A 19,904-nucleotide genomic window follows, 5' to 3' on the forward strand; every position below is an offset into this window, starting at 1 on the left:
GGCGGGCTCCCTTCGTGGTCGGCCGAGGGTCAGACGAACGCTGAGATCCCGGTGATCTGGCGGCCGATGATGAGCGACTGGATGAAGTCGGTTCCCTCATACGTGTGGACGACTTCCATGTCGGTGAGGTGGCGGGCGACGTGGTTCTCCAGAAGGAGTCCGTTGCCGCCGAGCAGGTCACGGGCATCCCGGCAGAGTGCACGCGCGTGCTGGCCCGTGAACATCTTCGCGAGCGAGGCCTGTTCGTTCGTCAGTCGGCCTTCATCCTGCAGGGTGGCTGTGCGGAAGCACAGCAGCTGCATCGCCGTGAGATCGGCGAGCATGTTGGCCAGCTTGTTCTGCACCAGCTGGTAGCTCGCGATGGGCTTGCCGAACTGGACGCGCTCCTGGACGTAGGCCGCTGCCGCCTCGTACGCGGCGAGTGCGTGCCCGAGCGCCTCCCACGCGACGGTGCTGCGGGTGCGGTTGAGGATCGCGGAGACGTCCCGAAAGGAGCTCGACTTCGCGAGCTTGTTCCCGGCAGGGATCCTCAGTCCGGAGATCTCGATGTGCGCCTGCTGGATCGCGCGTTTGGCGATCTTCCCGGTGATCGCCTCGGCCTCATATCCGTCGGGGTATCCTCCATCGGCATTCTTCTCAAGGACGAATGCCTTCACCTTCGAGTCTGCGGTGTCGCGTGCCCAGATGATGACGATGTCGGCGACATGGCCGAGGCCGATCCACCGCTTGGCACCGTCTATGACATACGCGTTCCCGTCGCGGCGGGCAGTGGTCTCCAGGGCGACGGAGTCTGATCCGTGCTCGGGCTCGGTCAGCGCGAACGCGCCGAGCTTGCGGAGGGCTGCCATTTCGGGCAGCCAGCGCTGCTTCTGCTCGTCGTCGCCGAGCAGTGCGATGCTGCCCATCGCGAGTCCCGAGTGCACGGCATTGAGCGTGTTCACACTGCCGTCGCCGCGTGACAGTTCCATCGCGACGAGGCCGGTCTGCAGTCGGGTCAGTCCCGGGCAGCCGTAGCCCTGGATCGCGGTGCCCACGATTCCCAGCTCGCCCAGGGCGGGGAGGATCTGGTAGGGGAAGTCCGCCAACTCCCAGTGTTCGTTGATGACAGGGAGGACCTCGGAGTCCACGAATCCGCGCACACGTGTGATGAGGTTGCGGTCGTCGTCGCCGAGAAGATCGCCGATCTGGTAGAAGTCTGTGTCGACCGGGTGTGCTGTCGTCGTGATCGTCATCTTAGTGTCCCTCTTCCCGAATCGCCGGGACGGTGACCCGGCCGCCGACGTGGTCTTCATCGCCTTCCGCGTCTTGCAGCCACCGTCGGACCGCCTCGCCATCCTGGTCGAGTGCAGGAGGCGCGGTGCGGTAGGTCGCGGGGGTGCGGGAGAACGTGATCGGGTTGCGAATGGTGGGCACCGCCTGGTCGTCGGTGCCGGCCGGAACGCTCGGGTCCAGCCCGATCTTGGCGGCGAACTCGACGCCTCCGCGAACATCCAGGACCGGCGCGCATGGGACCTGCAACGGGCTGAGGATGTCGAACCATTCCCATGCGGTCTTGGACGCCAGCCGTGCTGTCAGCAACGGGCGCAGGGCGTCTCGGTGCGCGCTGCGGTCCGCATTGGACGCGAAGCGGGTGTCTGCGGCCAGCTGCGGCAGCCCGATGGTGTCGCAGAACGTGGCGAACTGCACATCGTTGCCGATCGCGAGGACCAGTTCCCCGTCACGGGTGGGGAACGGTGCGTAGGGGTAGATACTGGGGTGGTCGTTGGCCATCCGGGTAGGAGACTGCCCGCTGAGCAGGAACCCGCCGGTCTGGTTGACCATGCCCGACAGTGCGGAGGACAGCAGGTTCAGTTCGACGTGCTGTCCCTCTCCCGAGCGCTGTCGGTGGTAAAGGGCGGAGGTGATCGCGATGCAGGTGTGCAATCCGGTGATCACATCGAACACCGCAACGCCCGCGCGGAATCCTTCCGTGTTCGGCGCGCCGGTCACGCTCATCAGTCCGGACAGCGCCTGTGCGAGCAGGTCGTAGCCGGCGAGCCCTGCGCCTCCCGCGGTGCCGAAGCCGGTGATCGACGCGTAGATCACATTGGGGTTCTCCCGCTTGACGGACTCGTAGTCCAGGCCGAATCGCCGGAGCCCGCCGGGTTTGAAGTTCTCTGTGACCACATCGGCTCGGGCCGCGAGACGCTGTGCGAGGACAAGGTCATCGGGGTTGCGGAAGTCCAGCACCACAGACTGCTTGTTCCTGTTGATGGAGAGGAAGTAGGTCGACTCGCCTCGGTACTCCGGTGGCCGGTAGCTGCGTGTCTCATCCCCCAGCGGGCTCTCCACCTTGATGACCGTCGCGCCGAGGTCCGCGAGCAGCATCGTGCAGTAAGGGCCGGCAAGTACCCGGCCGAAATCGGCGACTAGGAGGCCGTCGAAAGGGCCGCCGGGAACGTCCTGCACCGTCCGGTCATCCGGGAGCGAGCTCTTCATCATCGGGAACACCTCAGTCGTCGTCATGTCCATCCAGACTCCCAGCAGCCGTTTATGTCCGTCCAATACCTGATCGGACACGTATTGATGCTGTGATCTCATGAAACGAGGGGCTGTTCCAGAACGGCACACTCGAGACTCCCGTTTGGACATCACGCCTGGGGAGCGTCGAGGCGACGGGGCCGGCAGCGGCCTGCGCCTGGGCGTGATCAGCAATGAGGCTAAGGAGAACCCATGGGTAGCAGGCTTGCAGGCAAGGTCGCGATCGTCACCGGCGCGGCGAACGGGATGGGGCGCGCGCATGTGCGCCGCCTCGCCCAGGAAGGGGCGAGCGTCCTCGCCACCGACGTCGACTCCGCCGGGCTCGAGCAGACCGTCGCCGAAGCGAACCGTGACGGCGGGACGGTCGTGGGGCTGGAGCAGGACGTCGCGATCGCGGCGAGGTGGGACGAGATCGTGGTAGAAGCCGAGCAGCGTTTCGGTCGGCTCGACATCCTGGTCAACAACGCGGGGGTGCTCATCCTCAAGCCCGTCGAGGCGACCACAGAGGAGGAATGGGACCTCATCTTCCGCATCAATGCCAAGGGTGTCTTCCTCGGCACGAAGGCCGCGGTGCCTGCTCTGGTCCGCGCAGGCGGCGGATCGATCGTGAACATCTCGTCCATCTACGGCATCGTCGGCGCACCGAGCGCCGCCGCGTATGAGGCGTCAAAGGGCGCCGTCCGGCTGCTGACCAAGGCCAGCGCGGTGGACCTGGCCAAGTACGGCATCCGGGTGAACTCTGTGCATCCCGGTGTCATCGCCACCCCCATGACCACGGGGCTGCTGGCGACGCCGGAGTCGACGAAGGCGGTGCTGTCCACGACGATCCTCGACCGGCCCGGCCAGCCCGAGGAAGTCTCGAACGTCGTACTCTTCCTCGCCTCGGACGAGGCTTCCTTCGTCACCGGCGCCGAGTATGTCGTGGACGGCGGCTATACCGCGCAGTGATCCCGGTCGGCCGGGGTCTGTTGTGTCGACCCCGGCCGATTCATCCAGTCATGCGCGCCAATCCACCTTCGATCGGTACGGGATCTGCAATAATCCCTGGATGGATCTGCAGCAGCTGCGCGCCTTCCTCGCCGTCGCCGAGGAACTGCACTTCGGCCGGGCAGCCGAGCGCCTGCATATGGCGCAGCCACCGATCAGCCGCGGCATCCAGCAGCTGGAGCGGGAGTTGGGTGCGCGGCTGTTCGAGCGGAGCACCCGCAAGGTAACGCTGACCTCGGTGGGCGAGGCCCTCGTCGCACCCGCTCAGGAGGTCCTGGACGCGCTTGATCGGGTGAGCAGGGTCGCCCGCGCAGCCGGGACGGGCGAGATCGGTCACGTCCGTCTGGCGTACGCGGGTGCGTCCTCCAACGTGATGGTCGGATTGCTCGCCCGCGCGGTCAACCAGAACCACCCGGGCATTCACCTCGAGCTGCTCAGCCAGCATTTCGCGCAACCCGCGATGCAGCTGCTGACCCGTGGGGACATCGACATCGCCCTCGGCAGGTGGGACCACATTCCCGCCGCCGTGCGCACCCGCGTGATCGCTGTCGAGGAACTCGTCATCGCCGTCCCGGAGACCCACCGTCTAGCCGACGCCGGTGCCGTGTCGATCGCGCAGTTCGAGGGCGAGCCGTTCGTGTCGCTCCAACCGCAGACCGGAACGTTGCTGCTGGAGCGACTGCGACAGATGAGCAGAGCCGCTGGGTTCAACGCCGATGTCGTCCAGCACGCACCTGACTCGTGGACGCTGATGTCCCTCGTCTCCGCCGAGATCGGCTGCTCATTGACCCTGTCCTCGGTGATCGACAGCATCGCCGACCCGCACTTGCGCTTCCTGCGCCTGACCGACGACGTCGCACCTGTCGAGCTGCGGATGGCGTGGCTGCGCGACAGCGACGACCGTGCCCTGCACGCCGTGCTCCGATTGTCCGAGTCCGTCCTCCCGACGCCGCAGGGCTAACGGGCGCCAGGTATCAATCCGCCTGCCATTTGGTATTGGAGAGAATCAGAACGAAGTGGAAGCGTGGAGTCCACTGGGCGTACATCAACGGCGAGGACAACCAATGCACGCATTCGCGATCTTCCAAGACGACCACACGGTGACCGATGTGGAACTGCCGACACCAACCCCCGAAGGCACCGAAGTGCTCCTGCGCGTCGTTCGGTCCGGGGTGTGCCACACCGACATGCACCTGCGTGAGGGGTACTACGATCTCGGCAGCCGGGGGCGTCTGAATCTGATCGACCGGGGCGTCACCTACCCGCTTGTCCTCGGCCATGAGGTCGTCGGCGTCGTCGAAGCGGCCGGCCCCGACGCCGACGGGGTCTCGCCGGGTGAGCATCGCCTTGTCTACCCATGGATCGGCGACGGCTCCTGCGACGCATGCCAGGCAGGTCACGAGAACCTGTGCCCCTCGCCCCGTAACCTCGGCGTCGCCCGCCACGGCGGGTATGCCGAGTTTATCCTCGTCCCGCACCCCCGTTACCTCCTCGACGTCACCGGGATCGAAGAGCGGTGGGCCGCAACTCTCGCCTGCTCCGGCCTGACCGCCTACAGTGCCGCGCGCAAGGCCCTTCCGGCCACCGCGTCCGATCCGGTCGTGGTGATAGGCGCCGGCGGTGTCGGGTTGATGGCGATCGCCACGCTGCGCGCGCTCGGCCACGAAGCAGTCCTCGCGGTGGACCTGCAGGAGCGCAATCTGGAACTGGCGCGGCAGCTCGGAGCGACCACGACGATCTCCGCCCGCCAGGAAGACCTTGCCGCCGCCATCGTCGCCGGCGCCGGTGGGCCGGTCGCGGCGATCGTGGACTTCGTCAACAACTCCACAACAGCTCCCGCTGCGTTCGCCGCGCTCCGCAAGGGCGGAACGATGGTTCAGGTCGGGCTGTTCGGCGGAGAGCTGGTCATCCCCACCGCGTTGCTCACTCTGAAGATCATCACCATCCGCGGAAGCTTCGTCGGGTCCCTCGGCGAGCTCGAGGAGCTCGTCGGGCTCGCGCGGCGCGGCGCGCTCCCGCATCTCCCGATCATCGACGGGGAGTTGTCTGCGACGGCGGTGCAGGATGCGCTGGACCGGCTCGCCGCGGGCGGCGTGCCCGGCCGGATCGTGCTCAGCGCGTGACCGCGCCGGGCGTCCAGCCGGCCACGACTCACGCGTAGTCGAAGAAGCCGCGTCCCGTCTTGCGTCCCAGCTCCCCGGCCGCGACCTTGTCGCGGAGGATCTGCGGCGGGGCGAACCGCTCGCCGAGCGTCTCATAGAGGTATTCGGCGATCCCGAGACGCACGTCCAGCCCGACAAGATCGGAGGTGCGCAACGGACCTGTCGCGTGACGGTATCCCAGCACCATCGCCGTGTCGATGTCCTCAGCGCTGGCCACCCCCTCTTCGAGCATCCGCATCGCTTCCAGCGCGATTGCCGCGCCCAGGCGGGAGCTCGCGAAGCCGGGCGCGTCGTTGACGACGATCGGGGTCTTCCCCAGCGATGTCACCCACTGCTCCGCCCGTTGCCGCAGGTCCGGGTCGGTCGACGGCGTCAGCACGATCTCGACGAGTGACGAGGGCGGCACCGGATTGAAGAAGTGCAGTCCGCACACGCGCTCCGGCCTCGCCAGCTGCGCCGCGAGCCTTGTCACCGACAACGATGAGGTATTCGTGGCCAGCCACGCCGACTCCTCCACGATCCCCTCTGCTCTCTGCATCGCCTCGACCTTGAGTGCGAATGTCTCTGGGACCGCTTCGATCACGAGCTCGGCATTCCGCAGCGCCTCGTAGTCGGCGCTGGCCGCGACGCGGCCGGCGATTGCGTCGACGTCGACCGAGGCATCCCGCTCCGCGGCCTTGCGGATCCCATCGGCCAACCGCGCGGCGGCCGCGCCCGCCGCTGCCGGGTCGCGTTCGATCACGGTGACCTGCGCGCCCGCCTGAGCGAATACCTGCGCGATACCGGCGCCCATGCGGCCGCCCCCGATCACGCCGACGGTGGAGGGAACAGTGATCATCGGGTCTCCTGAGAACGGTTGAGGAATCGGGTCATCAGCTGCGTCTTGGCGTCCGACTCGAACAGGATCGCCTGCGCGAGTTCGTCGACAAGGGGGTGGGCGTCCCGCGGCGCAGCGAGCACGCGCTTCGAGACGCGGAGGGCGAGCGGATCCTGGCCAGCGATCCGATCGGCGACGGTATCCGCCGCCGCCGCTAACTGGTCGGGTTCATGCACCGAGGCCACCAACCCACACCGCAGCGCCTCCTCGGCGTCCAGCCGGCGCCCCGTGAACAGGATCTCCTTGGCCAGCGGCTCCCCCACCAGCTCGGCGAGCCGCCAGGTCGCCCCGGCCGCGGCCAGGATTCCGATCGCCGTCTCGGGGTTGCCGAACACGGCGCGGGTGGACGCGATCCGGATGTCGGCCGCGTACGCGAGTTCCGCACCGCCCCCGATCGCGAACCCGTCGACCGCAGCGATCACCGGCATCGGCAGCCGCGCGATACGGATGAACAGCCCGGAGTTGATGCCGGCCAGCGCTTCGTCGCGGCCGCGCTCGAGCAGCTGCCGGATGTCTGCGCCAGCCGCGAACACACCCCGTTCGGGCGTAGAGGTTCCGGTGAGAATCAGGATGCGGGGCTCTCGCTCCAGGCTCGTGCATACCGCGTGAAGTTCGTCGACCATGTCGTCGTTGATCGCGTTTCGCACGTCAGGACGGTTCAGTTCGACGTGAAGCCGGTCCGCGCCCTCGCGGAGTATCAGAGTGGTCACCGTCCCAGCCTCCCATCACCGATCAATGCGCGTCCAATACCCGATCCACGTACATCTGATGCGCCATCGTCATCAATCTGGACCGGGATCAGTATTGGACGAACTCGGCCACGGCGCGACAGGCTGAGTGGGCAGTATCGCGCCAGACGACCGCCGATCTGGGCGGGCGTGGCCCGTGAGACGCACGACAGCAATGAAGCGAGGAGACCACGATGGGTGCATACCGGACCATCAACCCAGCCACCGGTCAGACGGTCGCCGAGTACGCCGTGATCGGCGATGCGGACGTGGCCGACATCGTCGCCCGCTCGCACACGGCCTACCGCAGGTACCGGGAGCTGCCGCTCGCCGAACGGACGGGGATCCTGGCACGCGCGGCGCAGCTGCACCGGGACCGCATTGATGAACTGAGCGCGCTGCTGACACTCGAGGTCGGCAAACCCGTCACGCAGGCCCGCGGGGAAGTCGAGCTGGTCGCCTCGATCTACCAGTACTACGCCGACCACGCCGAAGCGTTCCTCGCCGACGAGACCCTCGACATCGTCGGCGGAGGGGAAGCGCTCGTCCGCACCGAGCCGATCGGGCCGCTGTTGGGGATCATGCCGTGGAACTTCCCGTACTACCAGGTGGCCCGGTTTGTCGCCCCCAACCTCGCACTGGGCAACACGATCATCCTCAAACACGCCCGCAACTGCCCGCAGTCCGCCCTCGCCATCGAACGCGTGCTCCACGATGCCGGGCTTCCGGCCGACGCGTACATCAACGCGTTCGTAGACAGCCGCCAGATTGCCGGCATCATCGCCGACCCGCGCGTGCAAGGGGTGTCGCTGACCGGCTCCGAGAAGGCGGGCTCGGCTGTCGGCGAGGTGGCCGGCAGGCATATGAAGAAGGTCGTCCTCGAGCTGGGCGGCTCGGACCCGTTCATCGTCCTGGAGGATGCTGACGTCGACGCGGCCGTGGCAGCCGGCGTGCGCGGCCGTATCGCCAACGGCGGCCAGGCGTGCACGGCATCCAAGCGGTTCATCGTCGTGGATGCCGTCTACGACGAGTTCTCCCGGAAGTTCATCGACGCGATCACGAAGATCACCCCCGACGACCCCACGGACCCCGACACGTTCCTCGGCCCGTTGGCGTCCGCGGATGCCGGCAAGGAGCTCGAGGAGCTCGTCGAGGACGCGGTCGCCAAGGGCGCCACCCTGCACATCGCCCCCGGTGCACGCCGAGAGGGCGCCTTCTACCCGCCCAGCGTGCTCACCGGGGTCACCCCGCTGATGCGCGCCTATGAGGAGGAGCTGTTCGGACCGACCGCGGTCGTGTACCGGGTGCCTTCCCCGCAGGCCGCGGTCGCCCTGGCCAACGAGTCGCCCTTCGGGCTGTCCAGCAGCGTCTTCACGCAGGACCCTGTGGCGGCCGCGCAGATCGCCCGCGAACTGGAGGTCGGGATGGTGTGGATCAACAGCACCAGCCGCAGCGCACCGGACCTCCCCTTCGGCGGCGTGAAGCGCTCCGGCGTCGGACGCGAGCTCGCCCGGTACGGCATGGACGAGTTCGCGAACAAGAAGCTCATCCGAACCCCCGCCTGATATCCCCGTGTAACGCCTCCGCCGCGCCGAGTACGCAACTGCGAATCCAGGCCTCCCTGGTCGGCAGGCGGGGGCGCTGTTTTCAGGAGATCAGGGTGTTCTGCCCGTCGAGACCGTACGCGCGCAGTTTCCGGTACAGCGTCGTGCGCCCGATACCGAGGATCTCCGCTGCACGCGAACGGTTTCCGTCCGCCTCCCGCAGCGCCGCATCGATCGCCCGGTACTCGGATGCGGCGATGCCGCGCAGCTGGCGGGCACGTGTGCGCATCTCGGCGGGCAGAAGGTCGACGTCCAGGACGGTGCCGCCGGGACGCTGCACCACCATCGCGGCAATCAGAACCCGCAGCTCCGAGGCGCCACCAGGCCAGTCCCACCGGGAAAGCGCCTGCAGCAGAGCAGGGCTCAGTGTCACCGAGTGCTCCTGAGCGAGTCTCACGGCCAGGCCGATGACACGGTCTGGGTCATCGCGCAGCGCTGGGAGGTCGAGTCGCGGCCCTTGGCGGCCCAGGAAATCGACGACGACGCCAGTCAGGTCGTCTGCGACACAGAACACGACCCGGGCGGACCGGACGGGATCTGCCGCGCCGGCCAATTGCTGCAGGACCGGGAAGTCAGCGTCGGTCAAAGACTCGATGCTGCGGACGACCACCGATGTACCTGTGCTCAGCGCCTGCGCCGCCGTGGCCACGGCCTCCGGTTCCCGAAATGCCGGGGCGTCGATGACGACCGGGTCGTGGCGGTCGCGTTCGCGCAGCCAGAGCTGGGCGAGAAGCGTCTTCCCACTGTCGCGCGGACCGTGGATCGCGATGCACCCGCTGGTGCGGCCGAGCACGTCGAGGTGCGCGGCAAGGCGGGAGAGTCGGGTGGGTTCCGGCGCTGCGGTCGGCTCGTCCTCGGGCAGTTCCACGAGGTAGATGCTCTCGCCTGCCCGATTCACGATGCGGCGGGCAGTGCTCGGCCGATCCGCGAGCAGGACGGATGCGACATCCCCCTGCCAGTGGTGGGCCTGGAGCTCGTCCCACAGGGTCACGTGCCGCTCGGCCGAGAGCATCGGCAACGCGCCCGTCGAGGCGAGCACGCCGCCACGGCCGATGGCAAGCACGCGGTGGCGGGCGGTACCGTCCGCGAACCGGGCCAGCAGCGCCTGCAGCTCCAGCGGTGCGGTGTTCAGGAGCGCGTCCTGGAGGTCACGAGCGGCCTGCTTCGCGATCGCGAGCATCGCGGGGTGGGATGCCCCGACGGGAGAGGCGAGGGCGAGCGAGCCGATGACCCGCTGCGAGAGGGGGTCGTGGATGGGGGCGCCGGCGCAGGCGAGGGTCTGCAGCCGGTCGTTGACGTGCTCGGCGCCGCGCACGAACACTGCGGATCTTTCCTCGATCGCCGTTCCGAGTCCGTTCGTGCCCAGCGCGGACTCCGAGAATTCGAATCCTTCGGCGGCGGACACCTTGTCGAGCCGTCTCGCGTGGCTCGGGTCGCCCACCTTTCGGGCGAGGATCCGTCCGGATCGGTCGCTGACCAGCAGCGCGACACGCATGTCCGCGAGTGATTCCGCCCATCGCGCCAGGACGATCTCAGCGGTGTCCTGAAAGCGTCCCGCCGGTTCGGAGAACGGGTGGTAGGCAGGAGTCGCCGTCGGATCGTAGCCGCCACCGGTGGTGAACGAGCGACGCCAACTGCGCTCGATCACCGGGGGGACGTTCAGTGTTCGGGGAGTGAGACCGTGCGCGCCGACGCCAGCTTCGAGAAGGCGTTCACGAGCCTGCCGCACGCTCGCGGCGGAATAGGTATCGGTGGACATAGCTGGGACCTCGCGTCACTGCAAGTGGTCCCACCCAGTATCCGCCTCCCTATTAGGACCCGCCAATACCTAGTCCGCTGTGGATCCATCCTCTGTGCGCATGAGTCCATGGTGGTGGGGAAGCCGGTCGCGTTCGTAGGTGATGTCGGTGTAGCCGTGAGGAATGGGCTGGCCGTGGTCGTCGAGGCCGACGAAGACGATCTTCTCGATCGTCAGAATGCGGTCACGGGTGATCATGTTGCGCACCTCGGCGCGCATCGTGAGGGAGGTGCGCCCGAACGCGGTGGCGCGCAGTCCCATCTCGATCAGGTCACCTTGTCGTGCGGAGCTGACGAAGTCGATCTCGGATATGTACTTGGTGACCGCCCGAGGGTTTCCGAGCTGGATGATGGCGTAAATCGCGGCCTCTTCATCGATCCAGCGCAGCAGGCTGCCGCCGAACAGGGTGCCGTACGCGTTCAGGTCCTCGGGACGGACCCAGCGGCGTGATCGGAAGGTGACGTCTTCTGACATGTTGTCGCTCATAGGACGACCGTAGGCCGGGAAGCACACTCCCGGCCTACGGTTACCGTCGATCAGGCCGGGATGGGCTGTCCGATGCTGAATCCTTCGAAGTCCTTCGCCTGGATCTCCGAGAGGAGGCCGCGGTAGGCGCCTAGGCCGCCGAGGTAGAACATCACGGCGTGCTTCTTGCCGGGAATGTTCGCCCCGAAGATCCACGAGTCGGTCTTGGGGAACAGCGTGTAGTTCGCGATCGTCGTGCAGGTCTCGGTCCATTCGTCCTCGACCTGCTGCGACACCTCGATGAGCCCGCCTCTCCGCTCCGCCTCGGTCACCAGAGTCGTGATGAACTCGACCTGCGCCTCGATGCTGGGCACCAGGTTGGTGAACGGCCCGTTGGGGCCGAGGATCATGAACATGTTCGGGAATCCGGCCGTCATGATGCCGAGGAAGCTGGTCGGGGCGTCGGCCCAGTGCTCGTCGACGCTCACCCCTCCGCGCCCGCGGATGTCGATGCGGCGGTAGTTGCCGTCGACCGCGTCGAACCCGGTAGCCAGCACGAGCACATCCAGCTCGTGCTCAACACCGTCCGCGGTCTTCACCCCTCGTGGGGTGATCTCAACGATTGGGTTCTCCTTGATCGACACCAGCTTCACGTTGTCCTGGTTGTACACGTCGTAGTAGCCCTGGTTGCACAGGGGCCGCTTCGCATACGGCTGGGTCGGGGTGAGCAATCGCGCCGTCTCCGGGTCCTTGACCGTCTCAGCGATCTTGCGGCGGATGAACGCAGCGGCTGCCTCGTTCGACTCCGGGTTGATAGCGATGTCGTTGAACGTGCCGAACATGAAATAGAATCCGTTGCCTCGGTCCCATGCCGCCTGGAACACGCGCTCCCGCTCGGCCTCGTCGACATCGGTGGCCGCGACGGTGGACTCCTCGAACCCGAAGGCGACGCCGGAGTTTCGGACCTGCTCCCAGATCTCCGGGAACCGGGACTTGTATCCGTCCACCTCCCCCGGGCCGACCGGTCCGTTGCCGGAGGGGACGCTGTACTGCGCCGAGCGCTGGAACACGGTCAGGTGCGACACCTGCTTGGCTGCGGCGACGATGAACTGTGTTCCGGTCGAGCCGGTGCCGATGACGCCCACCCGCTTGCCCTCGATCGACAGGTCGTCCGGCCACTCCGCGGTGTGCACGAGGCGGCCTTCGAACGAGTCGATCCCGGGGATGTCGGGGATGTTGGTTGCTGCGAGCAGTCCCAGCGCCGTCACCACGTATCGGGCCGTGAAGGACTCTCCGGCGGAGGTGCCGACCGTCCAGGTGTTGGTGGCTTCGTCGAAGACGATCGACGTGACTTCGGTGTTCAGCCGGAAGTCCTTGCGGAGGTCGTACCGGTCGACGACGGTCTCAAGGTAGCGGAGGATGTCGGGCTGGTCGATGTACTTTCGCGCCCAGTCCCACTCCTGCAGCAGTTCGTCATCGAACGAGTATCGGTAGAAGGGGCTCTCCGTGTCGGACATGGCGCCGGGATACCGGTTCCAGTACCAGGTGCCTCCGATGCCGGCGCCCTTTTCGAAGCCGCGGACGCGCAGGCCGAGCTTGTCGCGCAGGGTGTGTAGCTGGTAGATGCCGCCGAAACCGGCGCCGACGACGATCGCGTCGAAGTCCGTGGTCTGTGTGGATGTCATGGTGCAACTCCTTCGTTGAATAAGCGGGGGTGTGTTGCAGGTCAGTGGCGAAGCCACTGGCCGATCGCCGCAAGCTCCGCGTCGACGTCCGCGTCGCGGCCAGCCAGGAACGGGTAGACGTGCTGCTGTCCTTCGGCGATATGCAGGGTGACGTCGACGCCGGCGCTCTTGGCGCGCTCGGCCACGCGCGTCGCGTTGTCGACCAGCGACTCGACCGAACCGGCGTTGACGTACAGCGGGGGGAACCCGGTGAAATCCGCGTAGAGCGGGTTCGCGAGCGGCGCCGACGGGCTGGTGGTCTCCCCCAGCACGCCGGCGATCATGCCCTCCAGGAGCGGCACGGAGATCAGCGCGTCGGTCGCATCGTTGGTGACCAGCGTCGCGCCGCGGTTCTCCATGTCCAACCACGGGGAAAACGCGATGACATGCCCGGGCAGCGGCCGCCCCTTCGCCTTCAACGCCAACGGGATGGCGATGGCGAGATTGCCTCCCGCCGAGTCGCCGATGGTGGTGACGTCCTCGGGGTGGACCCCCCGCTCCAGCAGGGCCTCGAACGCCGCGACCCCGTCGTCTACCTGGGCGGGGTGCGGGTGCTCGGGCGCGCGACGGTAGTCCAGCACGAACGCGGTCGCGCCCGCTGCCTTCGCGACGTGCGCGGCGAGCTTCCGGTGGCTGGCCGCAGAGCCGACGGCGAACCCGCCGCCGTGCGTGTAGAGGAGGACCTTGGAGCGATCGGCTCCGGCCGGGAACGCCCAGATGCCGGGCACGCCGCCGACCGTCTCCTCCTTGTACGTGACATCTTCCGGTTCGATGGTCGGCTGGTGCCATTCATCGAAGACGCTGCGGAACAGCCGAATGTCCAGCTCGTGGGTGGCCATGAGCTCGGACCAGTCCAGATACAGGTTGCGCAAAGCGCTCGGGACGACTGCTGTCGCGGTGGATGACGAGGACATCGCATAACTCCTTCGTTGATGCTCGCGGTCGCCTACGGAACGGAGGCGGTGCGCTCGGTGGGTCAAGCCCTACTTTCGGGGAATCATCGGACGGGGCACTGTGCCGATGTGGAACAGTGCCGCGGCTGGGCCGGAGAGGCGAACTGGTCGGGGTGGTTGAGAGCCCACCGGACGCTCGGGCACGCAGCAGAGAATGGCGGACACCGGGTGTCGACCAGGGTGGCACGACGATGACCACGCGCAGGTGGGCCGCAGCGGCGTCCGATTCAGCCTCGACGGATGCTCAGAGCAGGATGCTCAGTGCATGTTGGCCGACCCCGGGGCGCAGCGCGAGGATCAGTGTTTGCAGCGCGGTGGTCAGGCTCATCGTCTGGGCGCGCCCCGATCCCTATCGGCAGCGTGGGATGAGGGGGATAACGCCGGCCGCCATCCCGAGCGTGGTGGCGACCGCCGGGCGGCGGCGTGGCGGGGCTGTGTCTTGGCGGCGTGGTCAGACTGTCCGCTTGGCCGAGCGGATGAGGCCGCCGCCGATGATGAGTCGCTGGATCTCGCTTGTGCCTCCGTGGAGCCGCAGCAGGCGCACATCGCGGTAGATCCGCTCCACAGCAACCTCGCGCATGTATCCGGCTCCGCCGTGCACCTGGACCGCGAGGTCGGCAACTTTCCCGACCATTTCGGTGCAGAACAGTTTCGCGACTGACGGTGCGATACGCTGGTCTTCTCCGGTGACATACAGGCGCGGCGCTTCGCGGACGAGGGCTCGACCTGCCATCACCCCGGTCTGCTGGTCGGCGAGCATCGCCTGCACCAGTTGGAAGTCTCCGATAGGGGTGCCGCCTTGTGTGGCGGTCGCCGCGTACGAGACGGACTCGTCGAGCGCCCGTTGCGCCGACCCGACAGCGAGCGCTTCGATATGGACCCGGCCTCGCGCGAGAGACGTCATCGCGGCGCGATACCCGGTCCTCTCGTCGCCGACGAAAGCTTGGCCCCGAGATGACCAGTCGTCGCCGTCCCGAGTCGCGGTCGTGCGCAGTCCGGCGGGGTCAGAGCCGGCGCCGGGCTCCATGAGCGCGAACGAGGCCACATCGCCCTCAGCGGGGCGAGGCAGCCATTGCTGCTTCTGCACGTCGGTGCCGAACCCGACGAGAACCTGACCGGCGATGCCGTTGTTCGTGCCGAACATGGACGGCACCGCGAGCGAACTTTATCCGAGTTCCATGGCGAGCTCGACGTCCTGCACCAGATCCAGGCCGAGACCACCCCAGTCTTGAGAGATCGCGTCGCCGAACAGTGCCATGTCCGCCGCCTGCTGGCGCAGATCGTCCGGGATGGCGTCGGACGCCATGATCTCGAGCTCCCGGGGCGCGACTCGGTTCCGGACGAAGTCGCGCACGGTAGCCAGGACATCGTCGAAGATATCAGCGGGGACGTCGGAGCTTCCTGCGCCTGTATCTTTGCTCGCAACGACAGGACTGGCGCGGACAAATACTCAGCGTCGCGGTGACTATTGCTGCATCGATATGAATTGCGGTCCAGGCATCGGCATAGTGCGGTCCAGAGCAGGCATCTGTCTCCCCGCACGTGGGCGAGGACGTCAAGAAACGGCTAGGGAGCTCTCATCCGTCGAACATTCCCGGAGAGTTTACCGACTGGTCGATCGGCCGTCTCACCTCATCGAAGCCGGACAGATGGTGCATGTGGTCCGAACCGAGCGCGTGCTCGAAGACGATATGCGTACGCGTCGAGGCAACAACCGGGTGCATGCTCACCTGCGTGGAGACGATGTCCCTCAGCTGGTCGGTCGAGGTGCAGACCAAGTGGATGAGGAAGTCCTCGTTCCCTCCGATGAAGAAGAGGTTCAGCACACTGGGCAACTTGGCCATCAGTCTCGCGTACTCGTGCACGTGAGGGCGCGCCTGGGCACGCAGCCGCACGAACACCATCGCCTGAACCGGCAGTCCGACCCTTTGGTAGTCGACTTCAGCGTGCACCGATTTGAGCGCTCCGGCTTGCTTCAGTGAAGAGACTCGAGCGGATGCAGTCGACGGAGAGATGCCGAGCAGGTCGGCCAACGCAGTCATCGTCGTCCGGCCGTCTCTGATCAACTCCCAGAGGATCCTCTCGTCGAGTTCGTCGACGCGCGAGGGCTCCGAGCCGGCCACGTGTGTGCGCTCGCGGCTGCCGTGTGGCCTTTCGCCCATCTCGCTCACATTCAGCAGTGCTGTTGGGTTTCTACGACTCGCTGCGACAATCATGCCGTTCCGGGCGAGCTCTCGCTGCAGGTCAGGCGGAAGACCTCGCTATCGCACTGATCTCGATAACGAGTTCGGGGATAGCGAGCCCACTGACCCCGATCGCTGTCCACGCGGGGTACGGGGGCGCAAGGAACACGTCCTTCACCGCTGGAAACCAATCGAAGATACCCGCGACATCGCCCACATGATGGCTGGTGATGCTGACGATGTCGTCATAGCTCAGCTGCGCCTCAGCGAGTACCGCACCGAGCCTCTCGAAGGCGATGCGCGCCTGCTCTGATGGGTCTGAAGGAGCGAGTCCAGAGGGATGAAGCCCGATCTGTCCCGATACGAATAGGAATCCGCCGGCTTCGAATCCCGGCGAGAAGTGATACTGAAGGTAATCCTCCGTCATGGTGTGCGGAGTGATCGATCGGCCTCCTGCACGCTCAACGGCCATCTCACCCGATCCCGTTCTCGGTCGCCGGCTCACTGCAGGGCCTCGGCGATCGCGGCAGCAGCCTTCTGCCCTGCTCGCACTCCGCCTTCCATGTAGCCGGACCACTGGAACGATGCCTCAGTACCGGCGAAGTGGATCCGACCTACCGGCTCCCGCAACGCCGAACCAAAGTGAGCCAAGACACCTGGAGGCATGTAGGTGACAGGACCTCCTTGTGCCCATGTCTGCTGTGTCCAGTCAGTCTCATGGAAGTAGCTGGGCTCTGCAGCCTCGGGACCGAATGCCTTGATGAGGAGATCGATGAACGCACCCTGGCGCTCTTCAGCGGTGCGAACTGCCCACCGATCGTAGTTCGACCCTCCGACAAAGCCGATCAGCGTTGCGAGCGAATCGGTCGGCTTCGTGCCGTCGAGGAGGAAGACACCGACATCGTCAGTGTCGACCAATGCACCGGAGAAGCCTTGGTCGACCCAGAACGTGGATGGGTAGCGTACCTGAAGTTTGTAATAGCGGCCCATCGGGGCGCGGGTCTGGAGTTGCGCACGAGCAGTTGGCAACGCTGGTTGGAACCGGATCTGGTTTGCCGCCAGCGGCGACATGGCGACGATGACGTGCCGTGCCCGCAGACTTCGTTGACCGGAGTACACGACGACTCTGGAATCGTCCTGCTCAACACGGGTGACCGCCCAGTCAAGAAGCACCTTCTCGCGCCCGATCGCGTCCGCGATGCGCCAGCTGACCTGAGCGGCGCCTCCGACCCACCACGCCCACTGGGCTCCGTCCCGTGTGCCCATCAGGGACTGGATCCCTTCGCACTCGCTCACATAGTAGGCCCAGTAGAGAAGCGAGACTTCGTACGGATCCGCCCCGAGAATCGCATTCACGATGAGCGCGTGCAGGCGTCTGACCTCGACACTCTCCACGGTTTCCTCGAGCCACGTGGCGACCGTCTTGCTGTCCAGCGAAGCTGCGTCAGGTGACTCCCAGGGCCGGTCCCAGCCGACACTCTCAGCGAGTGCGTCGAGAGCCTCGAGCGAAGACAGGAACTCCGGGACAAAGGAGATGTCGGGATCCAGTTGCTCGTCGGGTGCCCGCAGCACATCGCCCCTAACGACATACGTGTCCGCGCCCGGCTTTCCGGATGGCGTCATCTCCAGGCCGAGGCTCGTGCCGAGTTCGATCAAGTGCGTATGGGTCTCACCGATGAACATTCCGCCGTTGTCGATCGGCCCACCTGGTGCCCCCTCTGGCTCGGTCCAGGTCCGGCCCCCGATCCGGTCGTTCGCTTCGACGACGAGAACGCGATCGCCCCGATCATGCAAGGCCTTGGCGGCAGCGCTGCCGGATATCCCCGCTCCGATGATGATGACATCGGCATCGAGCGCCGTTGATTCAGTGTTGGTGTGCGTCACAGTCTCTCTCCCACTTGCTTCGTTCTTGCTTGCATGGTTCTGGTGCGATGTACCTGACGGGCCGAACCGCTGATGCGCAATCGGTGCCGCCCGGAGGCGCGGCCGTACTACTCGAACTCACTCAACGCGAGGTAGTCGTCCGGACGTCTCGCTCGCATGTGCAACGCGATGAACACTCCGCCTACGAAGGCCGCGACGAGCACGGACACGATGACGGCAGACTCGACTACCCCGCCGACCAACAGGGGGAAATTGGACAGCACGAGAACGAGAACCGTGCCGAGTCCGAGCAGCGCCCCGACCGGGGCGATCATCGTGTGCCACAGCCTCTTGTCGAAGGAATGCCGACGGAAGAACACAATCACGGCGAGGCTGGTGAGCGCCATGAGCGCGATGATCCCCAAGGTCGCTGCACCAGAGAGCCAGGTATAGATGGCTGTATAGGGATCCAGACCTGTCGTAATGACAATGGCGATGCTGACTCCCGTCAGGAGGCTCAGCACGATTGAGGACGTCGACGGGGCTCGGTGCTTCTCGCTGACCGCCCCGAGCATTCGTGGCAGAACGCGGAAATTCGCGAGGGTGAACTGATACCGCGTGACCACGTTGTGGAAGGACAGAGCACACGCGAAGATGCTCGTCGCAACGAGGATCTGCATGATGTCGAAGAAGACCGGCGCGACGAAAGTCTTTGCAAGTCCGAGGACCATATTGTCCGGATCAGTGGAAGCGACCTCCACAGCGTTGTCGACCCCCGTTCCCATAGCAGCAGCCCACGCGGCGAAAGCGTAGAACAGACCTATTCCGATGACCGCGATGTATGTGGCCTTGGGGATCGTTCGGTCTGGATCTCTAGCCTCGTTCCGGAAGACTGCGGTCGCCTCGAAGCCGATGAAGCCGAGCAGAGCGAACATGACGCCCAGACCAACGGCACCGCTCAGGAACTCCGACGGTGCGAAGGGACTCAGGTTGAGCCCGGCCTCGCCACCCTGGACGATGATGGCGACATCCAGCACGATCACCACGAGCGCCTCGAGTATGAGCGCTATCGCGAGCACCTTGGCGCTCAGCTCGATATCGCGATAGCCCAGGAATCCGACGATCAACCAGCCAAATATGCTCCAAAGCCACCACGGAGGGGCCGCTCCCGTGTACGTCGCAACGACGTTGCCCACCAGCATGCCCACGAGTGCATACACGGCCACGAGCATGATGAAGTACGACACGAGCGCAAGAATGGCAGCGCCTACTCCGGCGATCCGGCCAAGCCCTGCCTTCACGTAGGAGTAGAAGGCACCCGCGTTCTTGACGTACTTGCTCATCGACGTGAACCCAACGGCGAACAGAGTCAGGATTCCAGCAGCGATCAGGAAGTAGACAGGTGCCCCGACGTTCCCGCTCGCCGCGAACACAACCGGGGTGATGGCGGCTGCAACGGTCAGAGGCGCGGCCGCAGCGACGACCATGAAGACAATCGATCCCACGCCGAGTCTTCGATGCAGGAGGGTGTGCGGTGTACCGTGCAACCCTCCATCGACGGCGAGGAAGGGGACAGCACCCGAATCTGCAGCGCCTAGCTCGTCGACTTGCGCGTTTTCTTCGTTCATGGCGGGGCGCCATCCTCACTCTTCTTCACGGAGCAGCCAGATGCTGCAGGTCGTGCCATCACGGCACATGCGGTCGGCGACGGAATGTCACCCGTGGTGCGCCAAAGCCGTTGCAGGGACGTCGGCCACGGAAGCCGAAGCACTTTCCAGGAGTATCGGGGATGTTGTGTTTCCGTGACGTTAATGGCGAATGATTCGTGAGATTCGGGTGTCAGATCAAAAATGCTCCGACTTGGCGCAGTGAAGATGGGTACCTGCCATAACTACTCGAGACCGTCGGGAGCCGATCGAGAGCGACGATGGCCCAGTCGTACGCGCCGACACCCTGCGTGAGTATTCGCTCTTCTGAGGGCCACTGATGTTGCGGTTTGGGGCCACTTGCTCTTGGCCGTGATCGCGTCGGTGGGGGCCA

Annotated in this window: 18 protein-coding genes; 4 read left to right on the forward strand and 14 right to left on the reverse strand. The window is 66.0% G+C overall.

What is annotated here, in order from left to right; translation table 11 throughout:
- Positions 1–29 precede the first annotated feature (29 nt).
- Complete coding sequence (locus RR49_RS04670; RefSeq protein ID WP_045246911.1) at positions 30–1,232, reverse strand: acyl-CoA dehydrogenase family protein; 1,203 nt, start codon at positions 1,230–1,232, stop codon at positions 30–32.
- Position 1,233: 1 nt separating this feature from the next.
- On the reverse strand, positions 1,234–2,559 hold the full coding sequence (locus RR49_RS04675) for a CaiB/BaiF CoA transferase family protein (RefSeq protein WP_245610947.1): 1,326 nt from the start codon (positions 2,557–2,559) through the stop codon (positions 1,234–1,236).
- Between the two features lie 153 nt (positions 2,560–2,712).
- Between RR49_RS04675 and RR49_RS04680 the strand changes: the two genes are divergently transcribed.
- The 3 genes from RR49_RS04680 to RR49_RS04690 all read left to right on the forward strand — a co-directional run bounded on the left by RR49_RS04680 (position 2,713) and on the right by RR49_RS04690 (position 5,630).
- Positions 2,713–3,468, forward strand: a complete 756-nt coding sequence (locus tag RR49_RS04680; RefSeq protein WP_045246912.1) for an SDR family NAD(P)-dependent oxidoreductase — start codon at positions 2,713–2,715, stop codon at positions 3,466–3,468.
- Between the two features lie 22 nt (positions 3,469–3,490).
- Positions 3,491–4,468 (forward strand): LysR family transcriptional regulator, encoded by a 978-nt coding sequence (locus tag RR49_RS04685; protein ID WP_245610948.1) that lies wholly within the window; start codon positions 3,491–3,493, stop codon positions 4,466–4,468.
- A 148-nt stretch (positions 4,469–4,616) separates the two neighbouring features.
- The gene (locus tag RR49_RS04690) at positions 4,617–5,630 is read left to right on the forward strand and encodes an alcohol dehydrogenase (RefSeq protein ID WP_245610949.1); all 1,014 of its coding nucleotides are present in this window, start codon (positions 4,617–4,619) and stop codon (positions 5,628–5,630) included.
- 28 nt (positions 5,631–5,658) lie between these two features.
- Here RR49_RS04690 and RR49_RS04695 read toward each other — a convergent pair whose 3' ends face one another.
- Positions 5,659–6,507, reverse strand: coding sequence for a 3-hydroxyacyl-CoA dehydrogenase family protein (locus tag RR49_RS04695; RefSeq protein WP_005054991.1), 849 nt, complete (start codon positions 6,505–6,507; stop codon positions 5,659–5,661).
- The gene (locus RR49_RS04700) at positions 6,504–7,256 is read right to left on the reverse strand and encodes an enoyl-CoA hydratase/isomerase family protein (RefSeq protein WP_005054989.1); all 753 of its coding nucleotides are present in this window, start codon (positions 7,254–7,256) and stop codon (positions 6,504–6,506) included. Before RR49_RS04700 ends, RR49_RS04695 begins: the two co-directional genes overlap by 4 nt.
- Before the next feature lie 212 nt (positions 7,257–7,468).
- Between RR49_RS04700 and RR49_RS04705 the strand changes: the two genes are divergently transcribed.
- Complete coding sequence (locus RR49_RS04705; protein ID WP_045246914.1) at positions 7,469–8,839, forward strand: NAD-dependent succinate-semialdehyde dehydrogenase; 1,371 nt, start codon at positions 7,469–7,471, stop codon at positions 8,837–8,839.
- A gap of 82 nt (positions 8,840–8,921) precedes the next feature.
- Here RR49_RS04705 and RR49_RS04710 read toward each other — a convergent pair whose 3' ends face one another.
- From RR49_RS04710 to RR49_RS04755, 10 genes are all read right to left on the reverse strand, one after another.
- Positions 8,922–10,637 carry a sigma-54-dependent Fis family transcriptional regulator gene (locus RR49_RS04710; protein ID WP_045246915.1) on the reverse strand — a complete coding sequence of 572 codons (1,716 nt, stop codon included), beginning with the start codon at positions 10,635–10,637 and terminating at the stop codon, positions 8,922–8,924.
- 69 nt (positions 10,638–10,706) lie between these two features.
- The gene (locus RR49_RS04715; RefSeq protein WP_230005328.1) at positions 10,707–11,162 is read right to left on the reverse strand and encodes an acyl-CoA thioesterase; all 456 of its coding nucleotides are present in this window, start codon (positions 11,160–11,162) and stop codon (positions 10,707–10,709) included.
- Positions 11,163–11,212: 50 nt separating this feature from the next.
- Positions 11,213–12,826 (reverse strand): flavin-containing monooxygenase, encoded by a 1,614-nt coding sequence (locus RR49_RS04720; protein ID WP_045246916.1) that lies wholly within the window; start codon positions 12,824–12,826, stop codon positions 11,213–11,215.
- Positions 12,827–12,867: 41 nt separating this feature from the next.
- Positions 12,868–13,779: an alpha/beta hydrolase gene (locus tag RR49_RS04725; protein WP_045246917.1), complete on the reverse strand. Its 912-nt coding sequence runs from the start codon at positions 13,777–13,779 to the stop codon at positions 12,868–12,870.
- 490 nt (positions 13,780–14,269) lie between these two features.
- Positions 14,270–14,905: an acyl-CoA dehydrogenase family protein gene (locus RR49_RS04730; protein WP_245610951.1), complete on the reverse strand. Its 636-nt coding sequence runs from the start codon at positions 14,903–14,905 to the stop codon at positions 14,270–14,272.
- Positions 14,906–14,983: 78 nt separating this feature from the next.
- Positions 14,984–15,172 (reverse strand): acyl-CoA dehydrogenase family protein, encoded by a 189-nt coding sequence (locus RR49_RS16215; protein WP_245610952.1) that lies wholly within the window; start codon positions 15,170–15,172, stop codon positions 14,984–14,986.
- Between the two features lie 223 nt (positions 15,173–15,395).
- On the reverse strand, positions 15,396–15,980 hold the full coding sequence (locus RR49_RS04735) for an Lrp/AsnC family transcriptional regulator (protein WP_045246941.1): 585 nt from the start codon (positions 15,978–15,980) through the stop codon (positions 15,396–15,398).
- Positions 15,981–16,062: 82 nt separating this feature from the next.
- Positions 16,063–16,428, reverse strand: coding sequence for a RidA family protein (locus tag RR49_RS04740; RefSeq protein WP_045246918.1), 366 nt, complete (start codon positions 16,426–16,428; stop codon positions 16,063–16,065).
- Positions 16,429–16,502: 74 nt separating this feature from the next.
- A complete protein-coding gene (locus RR49_RS04745) occupies positions 16,503–17,885 on the reverse strand; it encodes a flavin monoamine oxidase family protein (protein WP_048809242.1) in 1,383 nt (460 codons plus the stop codon).
- Positions 17,886–17,992: 107 nt separating this feature from the next.
- The gene (locus RR49_RS04755) at positions 17,993–19,492 is read right to left on the reverse strand and encodes an APC family permease (protein ID WP_245610953.1); all 1,500 of its coding nucleotides are present in this window, start codon (positions 19,490–19,492) and stop codon (positions 17,993–17,995) included.
- Positions 19,493–19,904: the final 412 nt, after the last annotated feature.

This window comes from Microbacterium ginsengisoli (assembly GCF_000956535.1).
GTDB lineage: Bacteria > Actinomycetota > Actinomycetes > Actinomycetales > Microbacteriaceae > Microbacterium > Microbacterium ginsengisoli.